The organism is Burkholderia humptydooensis, assembly GCF_001513745.1.
Lineage (GTDB): Bacteria > Pseudomonadota > Gammaproteobacteria > Burkholderiales > Burkholderiaceae > Burkholderia > Burkholderia humptydooensis.
In genome coordinates, this window is sequence record NZ_CP013380.1 from 3,286,521 (window position 1) to 3,301,649 (window position 15,129).

The 15,129-nt window shown below is 70.0% G+C and carries 14 protein-coding genes; 8 read left to right on the forward strand and 6 right to left on the reverse strand.

The window, feature by feature from the left end; genetic code table 11:
- Positions 1-488: 488 nt before the first annotated feature.
- Positions 489-1,763 (forward strand): EAL domain-containing protein, encoded by a 1,275-nt coding sequence (locus tag AQ610_RS14690; protein ID WP_006024793.1) that lies wholly within the window; start codon positions 489-491, stop codon positions 1,761-1,763.
- Between the two features lie 76 nt (positions 1,764-1,839).
- Here AQ610_RS14690 and AQ610_RS14695 read toward each other — a convergent pair whose 3' ends face one another.
- From AQ610_RS14695 to AQ610_RS14705, 3 genes are all read right to left on the reverse strand, one after another.
- Entirely contained in the window at positions 1,840-2,445 is a 606-nt protein-coding gene (locus tag AQ610_RS14695; protein ID WP_006024792.1) for a class I SAM-dependent methyltransferase, read from the reverse strand.
- A gap of 434 nt (positions 2,446-2,879) precedes the next feature.
- Entirely contained in the window at positions 2,880-3,902 is a 1,023-nt protein-coding gene (locus tag AQ610_RS14700) for a 2-dehydropantoate 2-reductase (protein WP_006024791.1), read from the reverse strand.
- Between the two features lie 9 nt (positions 3,903-3,911).
- Positions 3,912-4,439 carry an Mpo1 family 2-hydroxy fatty acid dioxygenase gene (locus AQ610_RS14705; RefSeq protein WP_043282048.1) on the reverse strand — a complete coding sequence of 176 codons (528 nt, stop codon included), beginning with the start codon at positions 4,437-4,439 and terminating at the stop codon, positions 3,912-3,914.
- 90 nt (positions 4,440-4,529) lie between these two features.
- Here AQ610_RS14705 and AQ610_RS14710 point away from each other — a divergent pair, with 90 nt between their 5' ends.
- The 3 genes from AQ610_RS14710 (at position 4,530) to AQ610_RS14720 (ending at position 8,077) form a co-directional block, all read left to right on the forward strand.
- A complete protein-coding gene (locus tag AQ610_RS14710; RefSeq protein ID WP_006024789.1) occupies positions 4,530-5,309 on the forward strand; it encodes a Crp/Fnr family transcriptional regulator in 780 nt (259 codons plus the stop codon).
- 278 nt (positions 5,310-5,587) lie between these two features.
- The gene (gene chrA, locus AQ610_RS14715) at positions 5,588-6,793 is read left to right on the forward strand and encodes a chromate efflux transporter (RefSeq protein ID WP_043282168.1); all 1,206 of its coding nucleotides are present in this window, start codon (positions 5,588-5,590) and stop codon (positions 6,791-6,793) included.
- A gap of 264 nt (positions 6,794-7,057) precedes the next feature.
- Positions 7,058-8,077, forward strand: coding sequence for an IS110 family RNA-guided transposase (locus tag AQ610_RS14720; protein ID WP_045554718.1), 1,020 nt, complete (start codon positions 7,058-7,060; stop codon positions 8,075-8,077).
- Between the two features lie 479 nt (positions 8,078-8,556).
- Here AQ610_RS14720 and AQ610_RS14725 read toward each other — a convergent pair whose 3' ends face one another.
- Entirely contained in the window at positions 8,557-9,606 is a 1,050-nt protein-coding gene (locus AQ610_RS14725) for a hypothetical protein (RefSeq protein WP_006024787.1), read from the reverse strand.
- Between AQ610_RS14725 and AQ610_RS38390 the strand changes: the two genes are divergently transcribed.
- Entirely contained in the window at positions 9,581-10,138 is a 558-nt protein-coding gene (locus AQ610_RS38390; RefSeq protein ID WP_374189310.1) for a hypothetical protein, read from the forward strand. The two genes, AQ610_RS14725 and AQ610_RS38390, sit on opposite strands and share 26 nt — an antisense overlap.
- Positions 10,139-10,278: 140 nt before the next feature.
- Here AQ610_RS38390 and sodB read toward each other — a convergent pair whose 3' ends face one another.
- Positions 10,279-10,857, reverse strand: a complete 579-nt coding sequence (gene sodB / locus AQ610_RS14730; RefSeq protein ID WP_006024786.1) for a superoxide dismutase [Fe] — start codon at positions 10,855-10,857, stop codon at positions 10,279-10,281.
- A 218-nt stretch (positions 10,858-11,075) separates the two neighbouring features.
- Positions 11,076-12,458 carry an exodeoxyribonuclease VII large subunit gene (xseA, locus tag AQ610_RS14735; RefSeq protein WP_006024785.1) on the reverse strand — a complete coding sequence of 461 codons (1,383 nt, stop codon included), beginning with the start codon at positions 12,456-12,458 and terminating at the stop codon, positions 11,076-11,078.
- A gap of 450 nt (positions 12,459-12,908) precedes the next feature.
- Between xseA and lpxK the strand changes: the two genes are divergently transcribed.
- The 3 genes from lpxK to kdsB all read left to right on the forward strand — a co-directional run bounded on the left by lpxK (position 12,909) and on the right by kdsB (position 15,050).
- A complete protein-coding gene (gene lpxK, locus AQ610_RS14740) occupies positions 12,909-13,937 on the forward strand; it encodes a tetraacyldisaccharide 4'-kinase (RefSeq protein WP_043282042.1) in 1,029 nt (342 codons plus the stop codon).
- Positions 13,918-14,124 carry a Trm112 family protein gene (locus tag AQ610_RS14745; protein WP_006024783.1) on the forward strand — a complete coding sequence of 69 codons (207 nt, stop codon included), beginning with the start codon at positions 13,918-13,920 and terminating at the stop codon, positions 14,122-14,124. Before lpxK ends, AQ610_RS14745 begins: the two co-directional genes overlap by 20 nt.
- A 134-nt stretch (positions 14,125-14,258) precedes the next feature.
- Positions 14,259-15,050, forward strand: coding sequence for a 3-deoxy-manno-octulosonate cytidylyltransferase (gene kdsB / locus AQ610_RS14750; protein WP_006024782.1), 792 nt, complete (start codon positions 14,259-14,261; stop codon positions 15,048-15,050).
- Positions 15,051-15,129 lie beyond the last annotated feature (79 nt).

The following is a 15,129-nucleotide window of genomic DNA, read 5'->3' on the forward strand; positions in this document are numbered from 1 at the left end:
CGGGACTGCCGCGCGGCCGGCATGGCCGCGACGGCGCGCTCGAGATGGCTGGCGGGCGAGCGGGATTTCGCATCGCCGTCGAAGGAGGCCGTGTGCGGCCGCTTCGGCGCGGTTGCGGCGCGCGCGCGACGGACCGGCCCGCGCGAACGCACGCGCTTGCCCGGACGTCGCTGCGGCCGGCCCTACGCCCCTCGGCTCTGTTCGCCTCCGGCCGTTCGGGCATCCGAGCGCTTCGACACCCGAGCGCGGCGCCTTCGAGCGTCCGATTGTCGCAGCGCGCCGGTCCGGCGCATGTCCGGACGCGCCTCGCGGCATCCCGGCGAACTGCCCGAACGCCGCGCGCCGCGCCGCCGCGACGCACGGCGCACCATGCGAGTGCACCATGTCCGCGCTGCGCGCGAAGCGGCGGCGCGCCAGCGCGCCTTTTTGCGCATGGTTCTTGCTCACCTATTCTGTAGGTAAACTGACGGTTCTCAAGCAGCCGAATCATGAGCATGATCGACATCGATCCCCCCAGCTTCCAGTCGCCGCGCCCGATCGCGGGCGACGACGGCAACCGGCGCACCGTGCTGTACGGCGACTACACCGTATTCAGCGTGTTCCAGCCGGTCTTCTCGGTGTCGCATCGCCGTGCGATCGGCTACCACGCATCGCTGCGCGCGCATGATTCGCACGGCAACCAGGTGCCGTCGCACGAGGTGTTCACGCAGGCCGCGCGCCGCGGCGATCTGCTCGAACTCGGGCGGCTCGCCGAATCGCTGCATCTCGGCAACTTCCACACGTTCGACAGCCATGACGAATGGCTCTTCCTGAGCCTGCATCCCGCCGCGCTGATGGACACGGTCTACGGCGACGCGCTCCTCGCGAACCTGAAGGCGCTCGGGCTGCCGCCGCAGCGCGTCGTGCTCGAGGTGCCCGAGCAGGCGGGCGGCGAGACGCCGCGCTTCGCGGCGATCGTCGACGGCCTGCGCAAGGCGGGCTTCCTGATCGCGCTCGGCGGCTTCGGCGCGAAGCACTCGAACATCGATCGCGTCTGGCACCTGCATCCGGACATCGTCACGCTCGATCGCGGCATCCTCGCGCAGGCGAGCGAGCATTCGCATCTCGAGCGCGTGCTGCCCGGCCTCGTGTCGCTGCTGCACGAATCGGGGCAGCTCGTGCTGATGGGCGGCATCACGACCGAGCGCGAAGCGCTGATCGCGCTCGAATGCGACGTCGATTTCGTGCAGGGGCAGTATTTCGCCGGGCCGAGCGTCGAGCCGGTGCAGCCGCAGGTCGCGGCGGGCATCATGGATACGCTGTCGGCCGCGCTGCGGCTGCGCGTCGCCGAGCGCTCGCGCGCGCAGGAAGCCCGCCTCGCGCCGTATGTCGCCGCGCTGCTGCGGGCGGGCGCGCTGTTGCGCGAGGGCCGCGACCTGACCGAAGCGTCGAAGGAACTCCTCGAGCTGCCCGAGGCCGCGCGCTGCTTCCTGCTCGACGCATCGGGCCGGCAGATCGGCGACAACGTGCTGCCGCGCGTGCATGCATCGCAGCGCGCGAAGCGCTTCAGCCCGCTGCTGCATTCGGAAGGCGCGAGCTGGGAGCGCCGGCCGTACTTCATCGAGGCGATGCGCGTGCCGGGGCGCGTGCATTTCACGCCGCCCTATCTGTCGATCAACGAAGCGCACCTGTGCGTGACGGCGTCGATCGCGACGCCCGCCGCGCAAGGCATGCAGGTGCTGTGCGTCGACATCAACTGGGAAGCCGCGGCGCACCGCGACTAGCGGGACACGGCCGAGCGCCGGGCGCCCGTCGCCCGGGCGTTCGCGCGGCTGACGCGCGTCATGCGCGTTAGCCGCATTAGCCGGCCGCGGCCGCGCGCCTTCTCACGACGAGCCGATGCACGCGCTTGCCGGACGATTCGCTCGTCCGCTCATGCTCGAACAGCACGTCGCACGCATCGCCGAGTGCCGCGTGCACGCGTTCGGCATCGACCACCTCGTAGAGCCGCCCGCGCCCGTCGCGCTGCGCGTCGCCCGTCGTCACCCGCCAGCTCAGATACAGCGTGCCGCCCGGCGCGAGCAGCTCGACGAGCCGCGCAACCGCCGCATCGACGTCCGAAGCCGGCAGATGCATGATCACCGTCTCGCACAGCACGTTGCGAAACGCGCCGGACGGCACGCCCGCGAGCGCCGGCAGCAGCGCCTGCTCGAAGCGCAGTGCCGGATGGCTGCGCCGCGCTTCGGCGACAAGCGACGCGCTGCCGTCGTAGCCGCAAGCGTCGAAGCCGCGGCTCGCGAGCCATGCGACGTCGCGCCCCGCGCCGCAGCCGACGTCCGCGGTCGGCCCGGGCTCGAAGTAACGTTCGAGCAGCGCATACATGTCCTCAGGCGCCGGTTGTTCGTCCCATTCGCGTGCGTAATCGGCCGCGTGGCGGTCGTATGCGTCGAGTGTCGTGCGATCCATCGTCGTCTCCTCGGTTGGCGGTCGCGCGCCGGCTCGCCGGGGCGGGCACGCGCCGCCGTCATATTAATCGGGATGGGCTCTTCACGCTTCGGACATCGCGGCGTCGCGGTGACGGCCGAAGCGATGCGGCGGCCACGCGTCCGGGATGTCGGCGAGGACCGACGCGCCGTCGCGCCGACCGATTGCGTCGATGTCGACGGCTCGATGCCCGCATCGATTGCCATCCGCGAACGACGTTCGACGTCATCCGCAGGCGAGCGTCGACGATCGGCAATGACGCGTCCGGGCGGACCGCGCACGCCGAACGACCGTCTCCCGCGGCCACGAGCGATCCGCCGCGCCCATGCCGACAACCGCACGGCGACACGGCCGCGCGTGCGCGTCGTGAGGGCCTGCCGGCCGATGCGCGCCAAGCATCCGACCGCCTCCCGGCGCTACCCCGCCCGCGCCGCCGCGCGCAATTCGGCGAGCAGCGCGTCGCCGCCCCACGCGGGCCGCGCCTGCGAGCGCTCCGCGTCGTGGACGAGCGCGCAAAGGCGCGCGTTGACGGGCGCCGCGCGTCCGAGCTGGCCGGCCAGACGCACGATCTCGCCGTTGATCCAGTCGACCTCGGTCGTCCGCCCCGCCGCCAGATCGTCCGACATCGACGAACGCGCGAGCGGATCGATCTCGAGCATCTTCCGGCCGAGCCGCGCGAACAGCGGGTCCGGCACGCCCAGCACCCGCGGCACCCATGTGGCGGGCAGCGGCGTGAGCCGCGCGGGGCGGACCCCGGCCGCCGCCAGCAGGCGCAGCGCCTCGATTTGCGCCAGCGCGAAGCAGCGCCGATAGCTGCGCGCCGCGAGCTCTTCCTTCAGCGGCCGGTTCGCGAGCGCGTTGATCGCGTTGTTGAGATTGAGCAGCAGCTTCGCCCACTGAACCGCGCGCATGTCCGCGCACGGCACGAGCGGCAGCCCCGCGCGCGCGAACGCATCCGCGAAGCGCCGCAGCGCGGGCGCGGCCTCGACCCGCAGCTCGCCCGCCGTGCCCTGGTGGAACGCGCCCTCGCCGCGCGCGATCACGTTGAACGGCACCATGCCGGCGAGTACGGTTGCGTCGGGCAGCGCAGCGCGCAGCGCGTGCGCGTTGCGCACGCCGTTCTGAAAGCTGATGACGACCGCGTCGGGCCGCGCGATGCGCGCGAGCGCGGCGCCGGCGGCGGGCGTCGCGGCCGATTTCACCGTGACGAGCACGAGCTCGGCCGATGCGGCCGCCGCATCGGCCGTCGAGAACGCGATCGCGGACGGCGGCACGCGCGCGTCGCGGCCACGGTAATCGGACAGCGAGAGCCCATGCGCGCGCAACTCGCGGCCGATCCGCTCGCGGCCGATCAGCGCGACGTCGGCGCCGCCCGCGAGCAGCCGGCCGCCGATATAGCAGCCGACCGCGCCCGCGCCATAGACGCAAATCGCCGCCATCGACGCGGCTCAGACGCGCGCGTTGCGCGCGCCGACGCGCACCGGCCCGGCGCGCCGCTCGACCTCGTCGCGCACTTCGCCGCGCAGCCCGGCGAAGAACGCGACTTCGGCGACGACGAACAGCGGGCCGACGACGAGCCCGATCAGGTCGTCGACGAACGCGGGCTTGCGGCCCTCGAAGTAATGGCCGACGAACTGGATCACCCAGCCGGCGAAAAAGAGCCCGAGACCCGCGCCGAGCCAGAGCGCGGTCGTCTGCGCGGCGAGCGCGCGGCCGGCCCAGAGACTCAGCGCGAGCAGCGCGGCCATCGCGACGCCGAAGCGCAGATCGAGCCGCAGGTAGAAGAGCGCGGCCGCTAGCGCGACGAGCGCCGCGGGCGTGAGCGCGAGCGCGCCCCATGCGCCGAACGCCGGCCGCGACAGCAGCACCGTCACCGCGACGACGATCATCGGAATGCCGACGAGATGCGTCGCGATGTTGCGCGCGTCGCGGTGATAGGCCGCGTACTGCGCGAGTTGATCGACCAAGGTTCTCATCGTGTCTCCTCCTGCTTCTGATGCGAGTGAGCGCTATCATGCCCGTCACGCGACGTTTTCTCTGTCAGCTACCCGACACCGCGACGGCCGATGCATCCGCTCTTCGAACCCTATCGCCTCCAGCTCGACACGCACCCGTGGTTCGGCGCGCTGCCCGCCGCGCTGCGCGAGGCGCTCGTCGCGGCCGCGGTGCCGCGCCGGCTCGCGTCGGGCCAGGTGCTGTTCCGCCGCGGCGACGCGCCATGCGGGCTCTACGCGGTGCTGAGCGGCGCGCTGTCGGTGGGCGCCGTCGACGCGAGCGGCAAGGAAGCGCTCCTCACGGTGGCCGAGCCGACGACGTGGTTCGGCGAAATCGCGCTCTTCGACGAGTTGCCGCGCACGCACGACGCGATCGCGCTCGAAGACGCGCTGCTGATGCACATTCCACAAGCTGCGCTGCAGCAACTGCTCGACGAAACGCCGCGCTACTGGCGATATTTTGCGCTTTTGATGGCGCAGAAGCTGCGCATGTCGTTCATGAACGTCGAGGCGCTGACGCTGATGCCCGCCGCGCAGCGGCTCGCGGCACGGCTGCTGATGATCGCGGAAGGCTACGGCGGGATCGGCACGCGGCATCGGCGGGTCCGGCTGTCGCAGGAACGGCTCGGCGCGATGCTGTCGCTGTCGCGGCAAACGGCGAACCAGTTGCTGAAGGATCTCGCGGCGCGCGGCGTCGTGAGGCTGCACGTCGGCGAAATCGAGATCGTCGATCTGGATGCGCTGCGCGCGGCGAGCGGCGCGGGCGATGCACGAGCGGACGGCAACGCAAACAGCGCCGCCGGCGACGCCAACCGCACAGACGCGTCGCGCGCTTCGCGCCGCCGATCGTAATCGCGCAAGCGGCCGCGGCAACGGCGGATTCGGAATCCGAATCGATATCGATCGAGATCGGGACCAGCACCGGCAAGAACGAATGCCGTCTCCAACGCGCTTCGTCGCGCAATATGCATGTCCGCCGATGCACGCAACGGCGCGCGCGCCGCAGACCTATCCGTCGCCGCGTCGCCACGCGCCCGCCAATCCGGTCGGCGATTTTCCCACAACGCACACGCGAGCCCGCTATCATCGCGCTTCGCTCCTCTCGCACCTTCATGCGCGGCCGCCATCATATGCACGCCTCCCGCTCCACCATCGGCCGCGCCTGGCCGGTCTTCGTCGCGTTCCTGCGCCTCGGCGTCACGTCGTTCGGCGGCCCGATCGCCCACCTCGGCTATTTCCGCGACGAATTCGTCGTCCGCCGGCGCTGGCTGAGCGAGCGCAGCTACGCGGACCTCGTCGGCCTCTGCCAGTTCCTGCCCGGCCCGGCGAGCAGCCAGGTCGGCATCGCGATCGGCCTGTCGCGCGCGGGCTACGCGGGCGCGCTCGCCGCGTGGGCAGGCTTCACGCTGCCGTCCGCGCTCGCGATGACCGCGTTCGCGTACGGGATCGCCGGCGCGGCGGGCCATGCGCTCGCGCCGGGCGCGCTGCACGGGCTGAAGATCGTGTCGGCGGCCGTCATCGCGCAGGCCGTCTGGGGCATGGCGCGCAATCTGTGCCCCGACGCGCGGCGCGTGACGATCATGACGGCCGCGACGGGCGTCGCGCTCATCGCGCCGTCGACATGGACGCAGCTCGCCGTCATCGCAAGCGCGGGCTGCATCGGGCTGCTGCACGTCGCCCCCGCGCGCGACGGCGCGCATGATCCGCTGCCGATCTCGCTCGGCCGCCGCGCCGGCGCATGCTGCCTCGTGCTGTTCGCCGCGCTGCTGGCCGGCCTGCCGCTCGCCGCGCGCGCGTCGGGCAGCCACGCGCTCGCGATCGTCGACGCGTTCTACCGCGCGGGCGCGCTCGTGTTCGGCGGCGGACACGTCGTGCTGCCGCTGCTGCAGGCGTCGGTCGTCGCGCCCGGCTGGGTCGGCGGCCAGACGTTTCTCGCGGGCTACGGCGCCGCGCAGGCCGTGCCCGGCCCGCTCTTCACGTTCGCGGCGTTTCTCGGCGCGTCGATGAAAGGCGCGCCGTCGGGCTGGCTCGGCGGCGCGCTCGCGCTCGCCGCGATCTTCGCGCCGTCATTCCTGCTCGTCGCGGGCGCGGTCCCGTTCTGGGAGCGCTGGCGAACGAACGCGCGGATGCAGGCGGCGCTCGCGGGCGTCAACGCGGCCGTCGTCGGCCTCTTGCTCGCCGCGCTTTATCAGCCGGTGTGGACGGACGCGATCCTCGCGCCGCGCGACTTCGTCGCGGCGCTCGTCGCGTTCGTCGCGCTGACGTTCTGGCGCGTGCCGCCGTGGATCGTGGTGATCGTCGCGTGCGTCGCGGGGTGGGTCGTCTTTTCGGCTTGATGCGCTTGACGGGTCCGTCGATCGCGCGCCGCCGCTGCCGGACGATCGCAGGCGCGACAGCGGCCGCGCATCCGGCCACAGCGTCGCCGCGCGTGCGTCGCCGTGCGGATGACGAGACGAAGAAACGAAATTCGGGGAATTGAAATGAACGCGTGCCACCCGAAACCGTGAGAGCAGAGGAAGTGGGTGGATCCTCACGGGCCAACGGCATCGAAGTGCCCAAGTGGAAAATGCACGCATTTCCCGGCAACCGGAGGATCCACGATGAACAGTATGGCAGTGGGCGTAGATATCGCCAAGAACGTGTTCCAGGTGCATTACGTCGCTCAGGGCAGCGGAGAGATCGTCAACAAGCCGATCAAGCGGGCGAAGTTTCTGGAGCACTTCGCGAACCGTGCGCGGTGCCTGATTGGGATGGAGGCGTGCGGCGGCGCACACCACTGGGCGCGGGAACTGACGCGGCTGGGTCATGAGGTCAGGCTGATGCCAGCGGAGTTCGTGAAGGCATTCAACATCCGCAACAAGAATGATGCGGCGGACGCGCGGGCGATCTGGCTGGCGGTGCAGCAGCCGTGCAAGCCGGTGGCGATGAAGACGGAAATGCAGCAGGCGATGCTGGCGCTGCACCGGATGCGCGAGCAGTTGGTGAAGTTCCGCACGATGCAGAGCAACGGACTGCGCGGGTTACTGACGGAATACGGCGAGGTGATGAGCCGGGGGCGAGCGAAACTGGACAAGGCCATCCCGGCGGCACTTGACCGGCTCGCGGAGCGCCTGCCGGCGGCGCTGATCGATACGTTGCGGGAGCAGTGGAGCGGGTTGGCGAGGCTGGACGGGCAGATCGCCGAGATCGAACGCCGGATGCGTGAATGGAAGAAGGAGGATGGAGCGGTTGCGGCGATCAGCGAGATTCCCGGCGTGGGGCTGCTGACGGCAACAGCGGCGGTGGCGATGATGGGCGATCCGAAGGCATTCAGTTCGGGGCGCGAGTTTGCGGCGTGGGCCGGCCTGGTACCGAAGCAGACCGGCTCGGGCGGCAAGGTGAACCTGCACGGGATCAGCCGGCGCGGCGACACCTATCTGCGAACACTGCTGATTCACGGCGCGCGAAGCGTGTTGAGTCATGCGAAGGAGCCCGGCCCGTGGGTCGAGCAGATGAAGAAACGGCGGCCAGCGAATGTGGTGATCGTGGCGCTGGCCAACAAGATGGCGCGGACGATCTGGGCGGTGCTCGCTCATGACCGGCCGTACCGGAAGGACTACGTGAGCGTGAAGCCAGCTTGAGTGGCTCACGCAAGAGTAGAAAGATCAACGCTTAACACAGGGTGAACGTCGAAAGGTTGCGCAGCAATCGAGTGTGATGACAAATCAGGTAGGACCGGGACTCGCTAAACCTGAATGGCTTGAAGAGCTCCGAAAGCTCGCCAGGAGAATGAGGTGCGAGTCAGCGTATTTCATAGGGGCCCGCAGCGGCAGGACCGGCTGCAACAAGGCCGGATATAGAGCTGCAGCCCATCCTGTCCGTTAAAACACACGAAAACTGTTGCAAACGGGACGCGTTCATATAGAAGCCATGAACGCGGATCGCGCGGACGTTCCTTGCGATGCGCATCCGATCCGAGACGAGCAGGCGCAATCGCTGCGGCCCGCCCGCACCGCCGTCGCCGGCCGCGCGGACAAGCCGGGCCCCCGGTCAAGGGCGCCCGGCGGCAAGGACGCAGTCCGGCCGGCGCTCGCCGCCGCCTGCCGGACTCACGCGCCGATCAGGGGAACGCCTTCATCCCGAGCAACGCCGCGACCGCGAACCCGGAGACGTTCGTCTCCTGATCCGGCGAGCCGGGGTAGTCGTGGATGCCGTGCGTCCGCGGATCAAGCACGTTGTTCACGATCCACGGCAGCGTCGTCGACGGCGCCTGCATGCCCTGCGTCGGCGCGCCGAGCAGCAGGATCACGTCGGACAGCGCGTACGCGGGGTCGGTCGACGGCGAGCGGATGCTGCCGTCGGCGGCCGTCTGGTTGGTCATCCACTGGATCGAGCCGATGCTCTGCGAATTCGAGCCGAACACCCACGGCAGGTAGCCCTGCGGGAAGATCGTATCGATGCCGAGATCCGCGTCGAGCGGCGCGCCCGTGTCGCGGCCGACCGAATAGCGCTGCGCGTCCGCCATGTAGAACTGCGACGGCACGTTGTTCCTCAGGAAAGCCGCCTTTGCCGCGTAGTTCGGATTGTCCGGAAACAGCAGCGCGCCCGCGTTCATGCCGAGATAGACGTCGCCCTGATCCGCCGCGTACTCGTACGGCCAGAACTGCCACGTGGTGCTGCCGACGGGCAGTTGCCACGAGCTGCCCGAGTAGCCGCTCGGATTGATGTTCTTCGCGAGCACGAAATCAAGCGCCGCGCGCGCATTGGCGCCGTACTGCGTGACGAGCGCCGTGCTGCCCGTCAACTGTCGGTCGAGATAAAGCAGGTAGACGAACAGCGCGGACGTCGCGTCCACGCCGCGCACGTCGGCGATCCCGGTGCCCGGCGACGTCGCAATCGCAGCGTACGGCGGCGTCATCGAGTAGGCATAGCGCCAACTGCCCCGCCAGGCCGGATCGGTCATCTCCTCGCGCGCGGCGAGCCACGCGATGCCCTTCTCGAGGCCGGTCAGGTACTTCGCGTCATGCGTCGCGCCGTATGCGGCCGCGAGGCCGATCAGCGCGTACTCCATGTCGGAGTCCGTATTGGCGGTGTCCGTGCCCGCCTCGTCCGGAATCGCGCCGTTGATGTCCTGCTGAGCGAGGATGAAATCCGCGATCTGCAGCGCCATCGTGCTCTGCGTGCCGGTACTCGTGCTGCTCGTGGTACTGCTGGTGGTGCTGGTCGTGCCCGTGGTGCTCGACGTGCCGGTACCGCTCGATGTGCCCGAGCCGTGCGGCGATTTGAAGGCGCTGGCGCCGGGTGCGCCGCCCGAGCCGTCGGAGCCGCCGCAAGCGGCGGTCATCAGCGTCACGGACGCGCAAAGCGTTGCGCCGATCAAGGTACGAGTGCCTCGTAAGAGTGCCATATTGTCTGTCTACCTTTTCTACAAGCAAAGAAAAGTACCGCGCCCCCCCGGACGCGACGGCACACTGAATGCCGGGCGACGGCGAGATCACCGCCGCCCGGCGAAATCGGGCATGGCAAGCACAACGCCATGCCCCGAAAACAACGATGGGATCGCGCCCGCTCACGCGAAGCGCGCGCTGAACGAGCGAACTCGCCGGCCGCCGCGATTCGTCCCCCGACGAGCGGATGCGCTTCGCTCGTCGATGCCGACATTCACGGCTACCGGCCAATCCGCTGAAGGAATGGCAACCTGATGCAAGTAGGGTGGGCCCCCGTTAAAGACGAAAAAAAAGCCCTCCGATGGAGGGCTTCTTCGCCGAGACTGATTCGAGATCTCGTCACTATGTATCGCTCGATTTTTTCCGAACTGTAATCGTCAGATGACGGGCGCGCCTTAAGCGAAGTTCTTCGCGGCGAAGTCCCAGTTCACGATGTTCCAGAACGCTTCGACGAACTTCGGACGCGCGTTGCGGTAATCGATGTAGTAAGCGTGCTCCCACACGTCGATCGTGAGGAGCGGCTTGTCGGCCGTCGTGAGCGGCGTGGCCGCATTGCTCGTCGACACGATGTCGAGCGAACCGTCCGCCTTCTTCACGAGCCACGCCCAGCCCGAGCCGAACGTGCCGACCGCCGCCTTCGTGAACGCTTCCTTGAACGCGTCGAACGAGCCCCACTTCGCGCTGATCGCGTCGCCGAGCGCGCCCGTCGGCGCGCCGCCGCCGTTCGGCGACAGGCTGTTCCAGAAGAACGTGTGATTCCAGATCTGCGCGGCGTTGTTGAAGATGCCGCCCGACGACTTCTTCACGATCTCTTCCAGCGGCAGGCTCTCGAATTCCGTGCCGGGGATCAGGTTGTTCAGGTTCGTCACATAAGCCTGGTGATGCTTGCCGTAGTGATACTGGATCGTCTCCTGCGAGATGTGCGGAGCGAGGGCGTCTTCAGCGTACGGCAACGGCGGGAGCGTATGAGCCATGATCGGTTCCTTCGAAGTGTATGTAGGGAGGACAGTGTTGGGTTGGGTGCCGCGGAACGCCCGATTGTAGGCGAGTCCGAATAACCCCGCAAACTCGCGGGCCTTTATCCGTCTCATCCGAAAAATCGACGCTCGCGCGGCATGCTCGACGCGCGAACCGGCACGCGCAAGACGCGCGACGTCCGCGTGCCGCGCGTGCGTCGCCGGGTCAGAACGGGTCAGAACGTATCCGAAAGACGCGGTTGCACATCGGCGAGCGACACGTCGGCCGAGCCCTCGGCGAGATGCACGGTCAACCGGCGCTGCGGCTTGAGCGCCGCGGGCGCGCGCACCGCGCGGCCCGTCTGCGCGTCGATGATCGCCGCGTAGCCGCGCTCCAGCGTGCGTTGCGGGCTCAGCACCTCGAGCCGCGCCGCGCACGCGGCGACGCGCGCGGTGTCGCGTTCGAGACGCCGCTGCAGCGTCGCATCGAGCCTTTGCGCGAACGTCGCGAGCACCTGCCGCGCCTGCGTGACGTCGGGCCGCGCGCGCTGCCAGCGCAATTGCACGAGCGCGAAACGCGCGCGCGCGTCGCGCACGGGCCGCGCGCCCGCCGCCGCGAGCCGCGCGGCGAGTTGCCCCACGTGCATGGACTGGCGCTGCAGGCGCTCGGCCGGGCTGATCAGGCGGCGCGCGAGCCAGTCGAGCTGCTGCGCGCGCGAGTCGAGGCCGCGCCGCAAGCCGCGCGCGAGCGCGTTGCGCCGGTCGCCCAGCTCGCGCAGCAACAGCGCGCGCTGCGGGCTCACGAGCTCGGCCGCGCCGGTCGGCGTCGGCGCGCGCACGTCGGCCGCGAAATCGGCGATCGTGAAATCGGTCTCGTGGCCGACGCCGCAGACGACGGGCACGTCGCTCGCCGCAATCGCGCGCGCGAGCCCCTCGTCGTTGAACGACCACAAGTCCTCGATCGAGCCGCCGCCGCGGCAGACGATCAGCACGTCGACCTCGCGCCGCGCGTTCGCGGTCTCGACCATCGCGGCGAGCTTCTCCGCCGCGCCCGCGCCCTGCACGGGCGCCGGATAGACGATCACCGGCACGTGCGGCGCGCGGCGCGCGAGCGTCGTCAGCACATCGCGCAGCGCGGCCGCCTGCAGCGACGTGACGATGCCGATCGCGCGCGGATGCGTCGGCAGCGGCCGCTTGCGCTCGGGCGCGAAGAGCCCTTCGGCCTCGAGCTGCGCCTTCAGCCGCAGGAACGCTTCGTAGAGCCGCCCCTGCCCGGTGCGCCGGATCGCCTCGACGTTCAGTTGCACTTCGCCGCGCGGCTCGTACATCGTGACGAGCGCGCGCACTTCGATCTTGTCGCCTTCGCGCGGCATGAACTCCGCGTGTTGCGCGCGGCCGCGGAACATCACGCAGCGCATCTGCGCCTGCTGATCCTTGATCGAGAAATACCAGTGGCCGCTCGCCGCGCGCGTGAAGTTCGACACTTCGCCCGCGACCCACAGCAGCGGGAACGTGCGCTCGAGCATCGTGCCGATCGCGCGGTTGAGCGCGGACACGGGAATGACGCCGTCGCCCGCGGGCGCGCCGCCGGAGCCGGCAAAGGTGGTTTCGGAATGCATGGACGGTCGGAAGATTTCAGGCGCCCAACGATAGACCGCCTCGGCGCGCGCGGCAAGCCGCGCGTGCGGGCCGCCCAGGTGTCCACACGGCGCGCGAAACGGGGACGGGGTTGTAACAATCGCCCCGAAACCCCTGATGATTTCGATCAAACGCTTGATTTCAATGGTTTTTTTATCGATCCCAACGCGCATTGCGCCGACTGGAAGCCCGCCGCACGGCCTTGCCGAACGCTTCGACGCGGAGTTTTTCACAGAGTTATCCACAGACCGTTCACGCACGCGGCCATGCGGCGCGCACCGCATGCCGCGCCCGCGCGACTTGCGGGCCGCGCGGCGGGCGCGCTAGAGTGCCGCCTTTCGAAGACCCCGCGGCCGCCCGCCGCCATCCGGAGAAACCGTGTTGACGAATCCGTCCTCAGCCGCGCCGCGCGGCGTCTCGCGCATCGCGTCATGAGCGCTCGGCCGGGATTGCTCGCGCGCGCCGAAGCGCGCCTCACTCGCGAATGGCAGCGCCGCGGCGCGCTCGCGTGGGCGCTCGCGCCCTTCGCATGCGCGTTCGGCGCGATCGCCGCGCTGCGCCGCGCCGCCTATGCGCGCGGCTGGAAGAAACGCGTCGACTGCGGCGTGCCCGTCGTCGTCGTCGGCAACGTGACGGTCGGCGGCACCGGCAAGACGCCGACGGTGATCGCGCTCGTCGACGCGCTGCGCGCCGCGGGCTTCACGCCCGGCGTCGTGTCGCGCGGCTACGGCGCGAAGATCGTCGCGCCGACCGCGGTCACGCCCGAGTCGCCGCCGCAGCGGGCGGGCGACGAGCCGCTGCTGATCGCGCGCCGCACGCTCGCGCCCGTGTGGGTGTGCCCGGACCGCGTCGCGGCCGTGCGCGCGCTGAAGGCCGCGCACCCCGAAGTCGACGTCGTCGTGAGCGACGACGGCCTGCAGCACTACCGGCTCGCGCGCGCAGTCGAGATCGTCGTGTTCGATCATCGCCTCGGCGGCAACGGTTTCCTGCTGCCGGCCGGGCCGCTGCGCGAACCGCTGTCGCGCCGCCGCGACGCAACGCTCGTCAACGATCCATACAGCCGCGCGCTGCCGCCGTGGCCCGACACGTTCGCGCTCGCGCTCGCGCCCGGCGACGCATGGCATCTCGATCGGCCGTCGCGCCGCAGGCCGCTCGCGCAGTTCGCGGGCGAGCGCGTGCTCGCGGCGGCGGGCATCGGCGCGCCGGAGCGCTTCTTCGCGACGCTGCGCGCGGCGGGCGTCACGCCCGCGACGCGCCCGCTGCCCGACCACTACGCGTTCGCCACGAACCCGTTCGCCGACGATCATTTCGACGCGATCCTGATCACCGAGAAGGATGCAGTAAAATTGGGGACTTCGTGGCGCGACACTCGCATCTGGGTCGTCCCGGTCGAAGCCGCGCTCGATCCCCGCCTTATCGCTCTCGTTGTGGAGAAACTCCGTGGACGCACGTCTGCTTGAAATCCTCGTCTGCCCGATTTGCAAGGGCCCGCTCCACTACGACCGCGGCGCGCAGGAGCTCGTCTGCAACGCCGACAAGCTCGCGTATCCGATCCGCGACGGCATTCCGGTGATGCTCGTCGACGAAGCGCGGCAGACCGTCGAAGGCACGCCGGTCGATCCGGCCGGCCCGGCCCAGGGCCGCTGACGCACACGCGGCGCGCCCGCCGCCGTCGTGCCGTCCGGGCGCTCGCGCCAGGCCGGCGCCCGCCCGATCCAACGCCGCTGCCCGCATGTCACGCGGGCGCATTTTTCGAACCCTTTGCGCTTCGCGCCCGTCCGATGACCTCCCCGCTCCCTTTCGTCGCCGTCGTCCCCGCCCGTCTCGCGTCGACCCGCCTGCCGAACAAGCCGCTCGCCGATCTCGGCGGCAAGCCGATGGTCGTGCGCGTCGCCGAGCGCGCGCGTGAAGCGGGCGCGCAGCAGGTGCTCGTCGCGTCCGATGCGCAAAGCGTGCTCGACGCGGTGCGCGAGCACGGCTTCGACGCGGTGCTCACGCGCGCCGACCACCCGTCCGGCACCGACCGCCTCGCCGAGGTCGCCGCGAAGCTCGGCTTCGGCGATGACACGATCGTCGTCAATGTTCAGGGCGACGAGCCACTGATCGATCCGCAGCTCGTGTGCGACGTAGCGTCGCACCTCGCCGCGCATCCATCGTGCGCGATCGCGACGGCCGCGCACCCGATTCACGAAGCGCACGAGGTGTTCAATCCGAACTACGTGAAGGTCGTGCTCGACGCGAACGGCGTCGCGCTGTACTTCTCGCGCGCGCCGATTCCGTGGTCGCGCGACGCGTACCTGCCGCACTGGCCAAACGTCGCGGCGATGCCCGCGCCGACGTGCCCCGTCTATCGGCACATCGGCCTCTACGCCTATCGCGCGCGTTTCCTGCGCACGTATCCGACGCTCGCGCAGGCGCCGATCGAGGCGGCCGAGCAGCTCGAGCAACTGCGCGCGATGTGGCACGGCGAGCGGATCGCGGTGCTCGTCACCGAGCACGCGCCCGAGGCCGGCATCGACACGCCGGCCGATCTCGAACGCGTGCAGGCCCTTTTTCGGTCTCGCGCCAAATAACCCATGGCATAATCGGGCGATTGTGCGAGCGATCCGCCCGCGCCGCTCACCGAGATTCCGCCCCAAGCCCGACATTCGC

Coding starts and splice junctions, on each gene's coding strand:
- AQ610_RS14690 (WP_006024793.1), top strand. CDS start 489: ATGAGCATGATCGACATCGATCCCCCCAGCTTCCAGTCGCCGCGCCCG.
- AQ610_RS14695 (WP_006024792.1), bottom strand. CDS start 2,445: ATGGATCGCACGACACTCGACGCATACGACCGCCACGCGGCCGATTAC.
- AQ610_RS14700 (WP_006024791.1), bottom strand. CDS start 3,902: ATGGCGGCGATTTGCGTCTATGGCGCGGGCGCGGTCGGCTGCTATATC.
- AQ610_RS14705 (WP_043282048.1), bottom strand. CDS start 4,439: ATGAGAACCTTGGTCGATCAACTCGCGCAGTACGCGGCCTATCACCGC.
- AQ610_RS14710 (WP_006024789.1), top strand. CDS start 4,530: ATGCATCCGCTCTTCGAACCCTATCGCCTCCAGCTCGACACGCACCCG.
- chrA (WP_043282168.1), top strand. CDS start 5,588: ATGCACGCCTCCCGCTCCACCATCGGCCGCGCCTGGCCGGTCTTCGTC.
- AQ610_RS14720 (WP_045554718.1), top strand. CDS start 7,058: ATGAACAGTATGGCAGTGGGCGTAGATATCGCCAAGAACGTGTTCCAG.
- AQ610_RS38390 (WP_374189310.1), top strand. CDS start 9,581: ATGAAATCCGCGATCTGCAGCGCCATCGTGCTCTGCGTGCCGGTACTC.
- AQ610_RS14725 (WP_006024787.1), bottom strand. CDS start 9,606: ATGGCGCTGCAGATCGCGGATTTCATCCTCGCTCAGCAGGACATCAAC.
- sodB (WP_006024786.1), bottom strand. CDS start 10,857: ATGGCTCATACGCTCCCGCCGTTGCCGTACGCTGAAGACGCCCTCGCT.
- xseA (WP_006024785.1), bottom strand. CDS start 12,458: ATGCATTCCGAAACCACCTTTGCCGGCTCCGGCGGCGCGCCCGCGGGC.
- lpxK (WP_043282042.1), top strand. CDS start 12,909: ATGAGCGCTCGGCCGGGATTGCTCGCGCGCGCCGAAGCGCGCCTCACT.
- kdsB (WP_006024782.1), top strand. CDS start 14,259: ATGACCTCCCCGCTCCCTTTCGTCGCCGTCGTCCCCGCCCGTCTCGCG.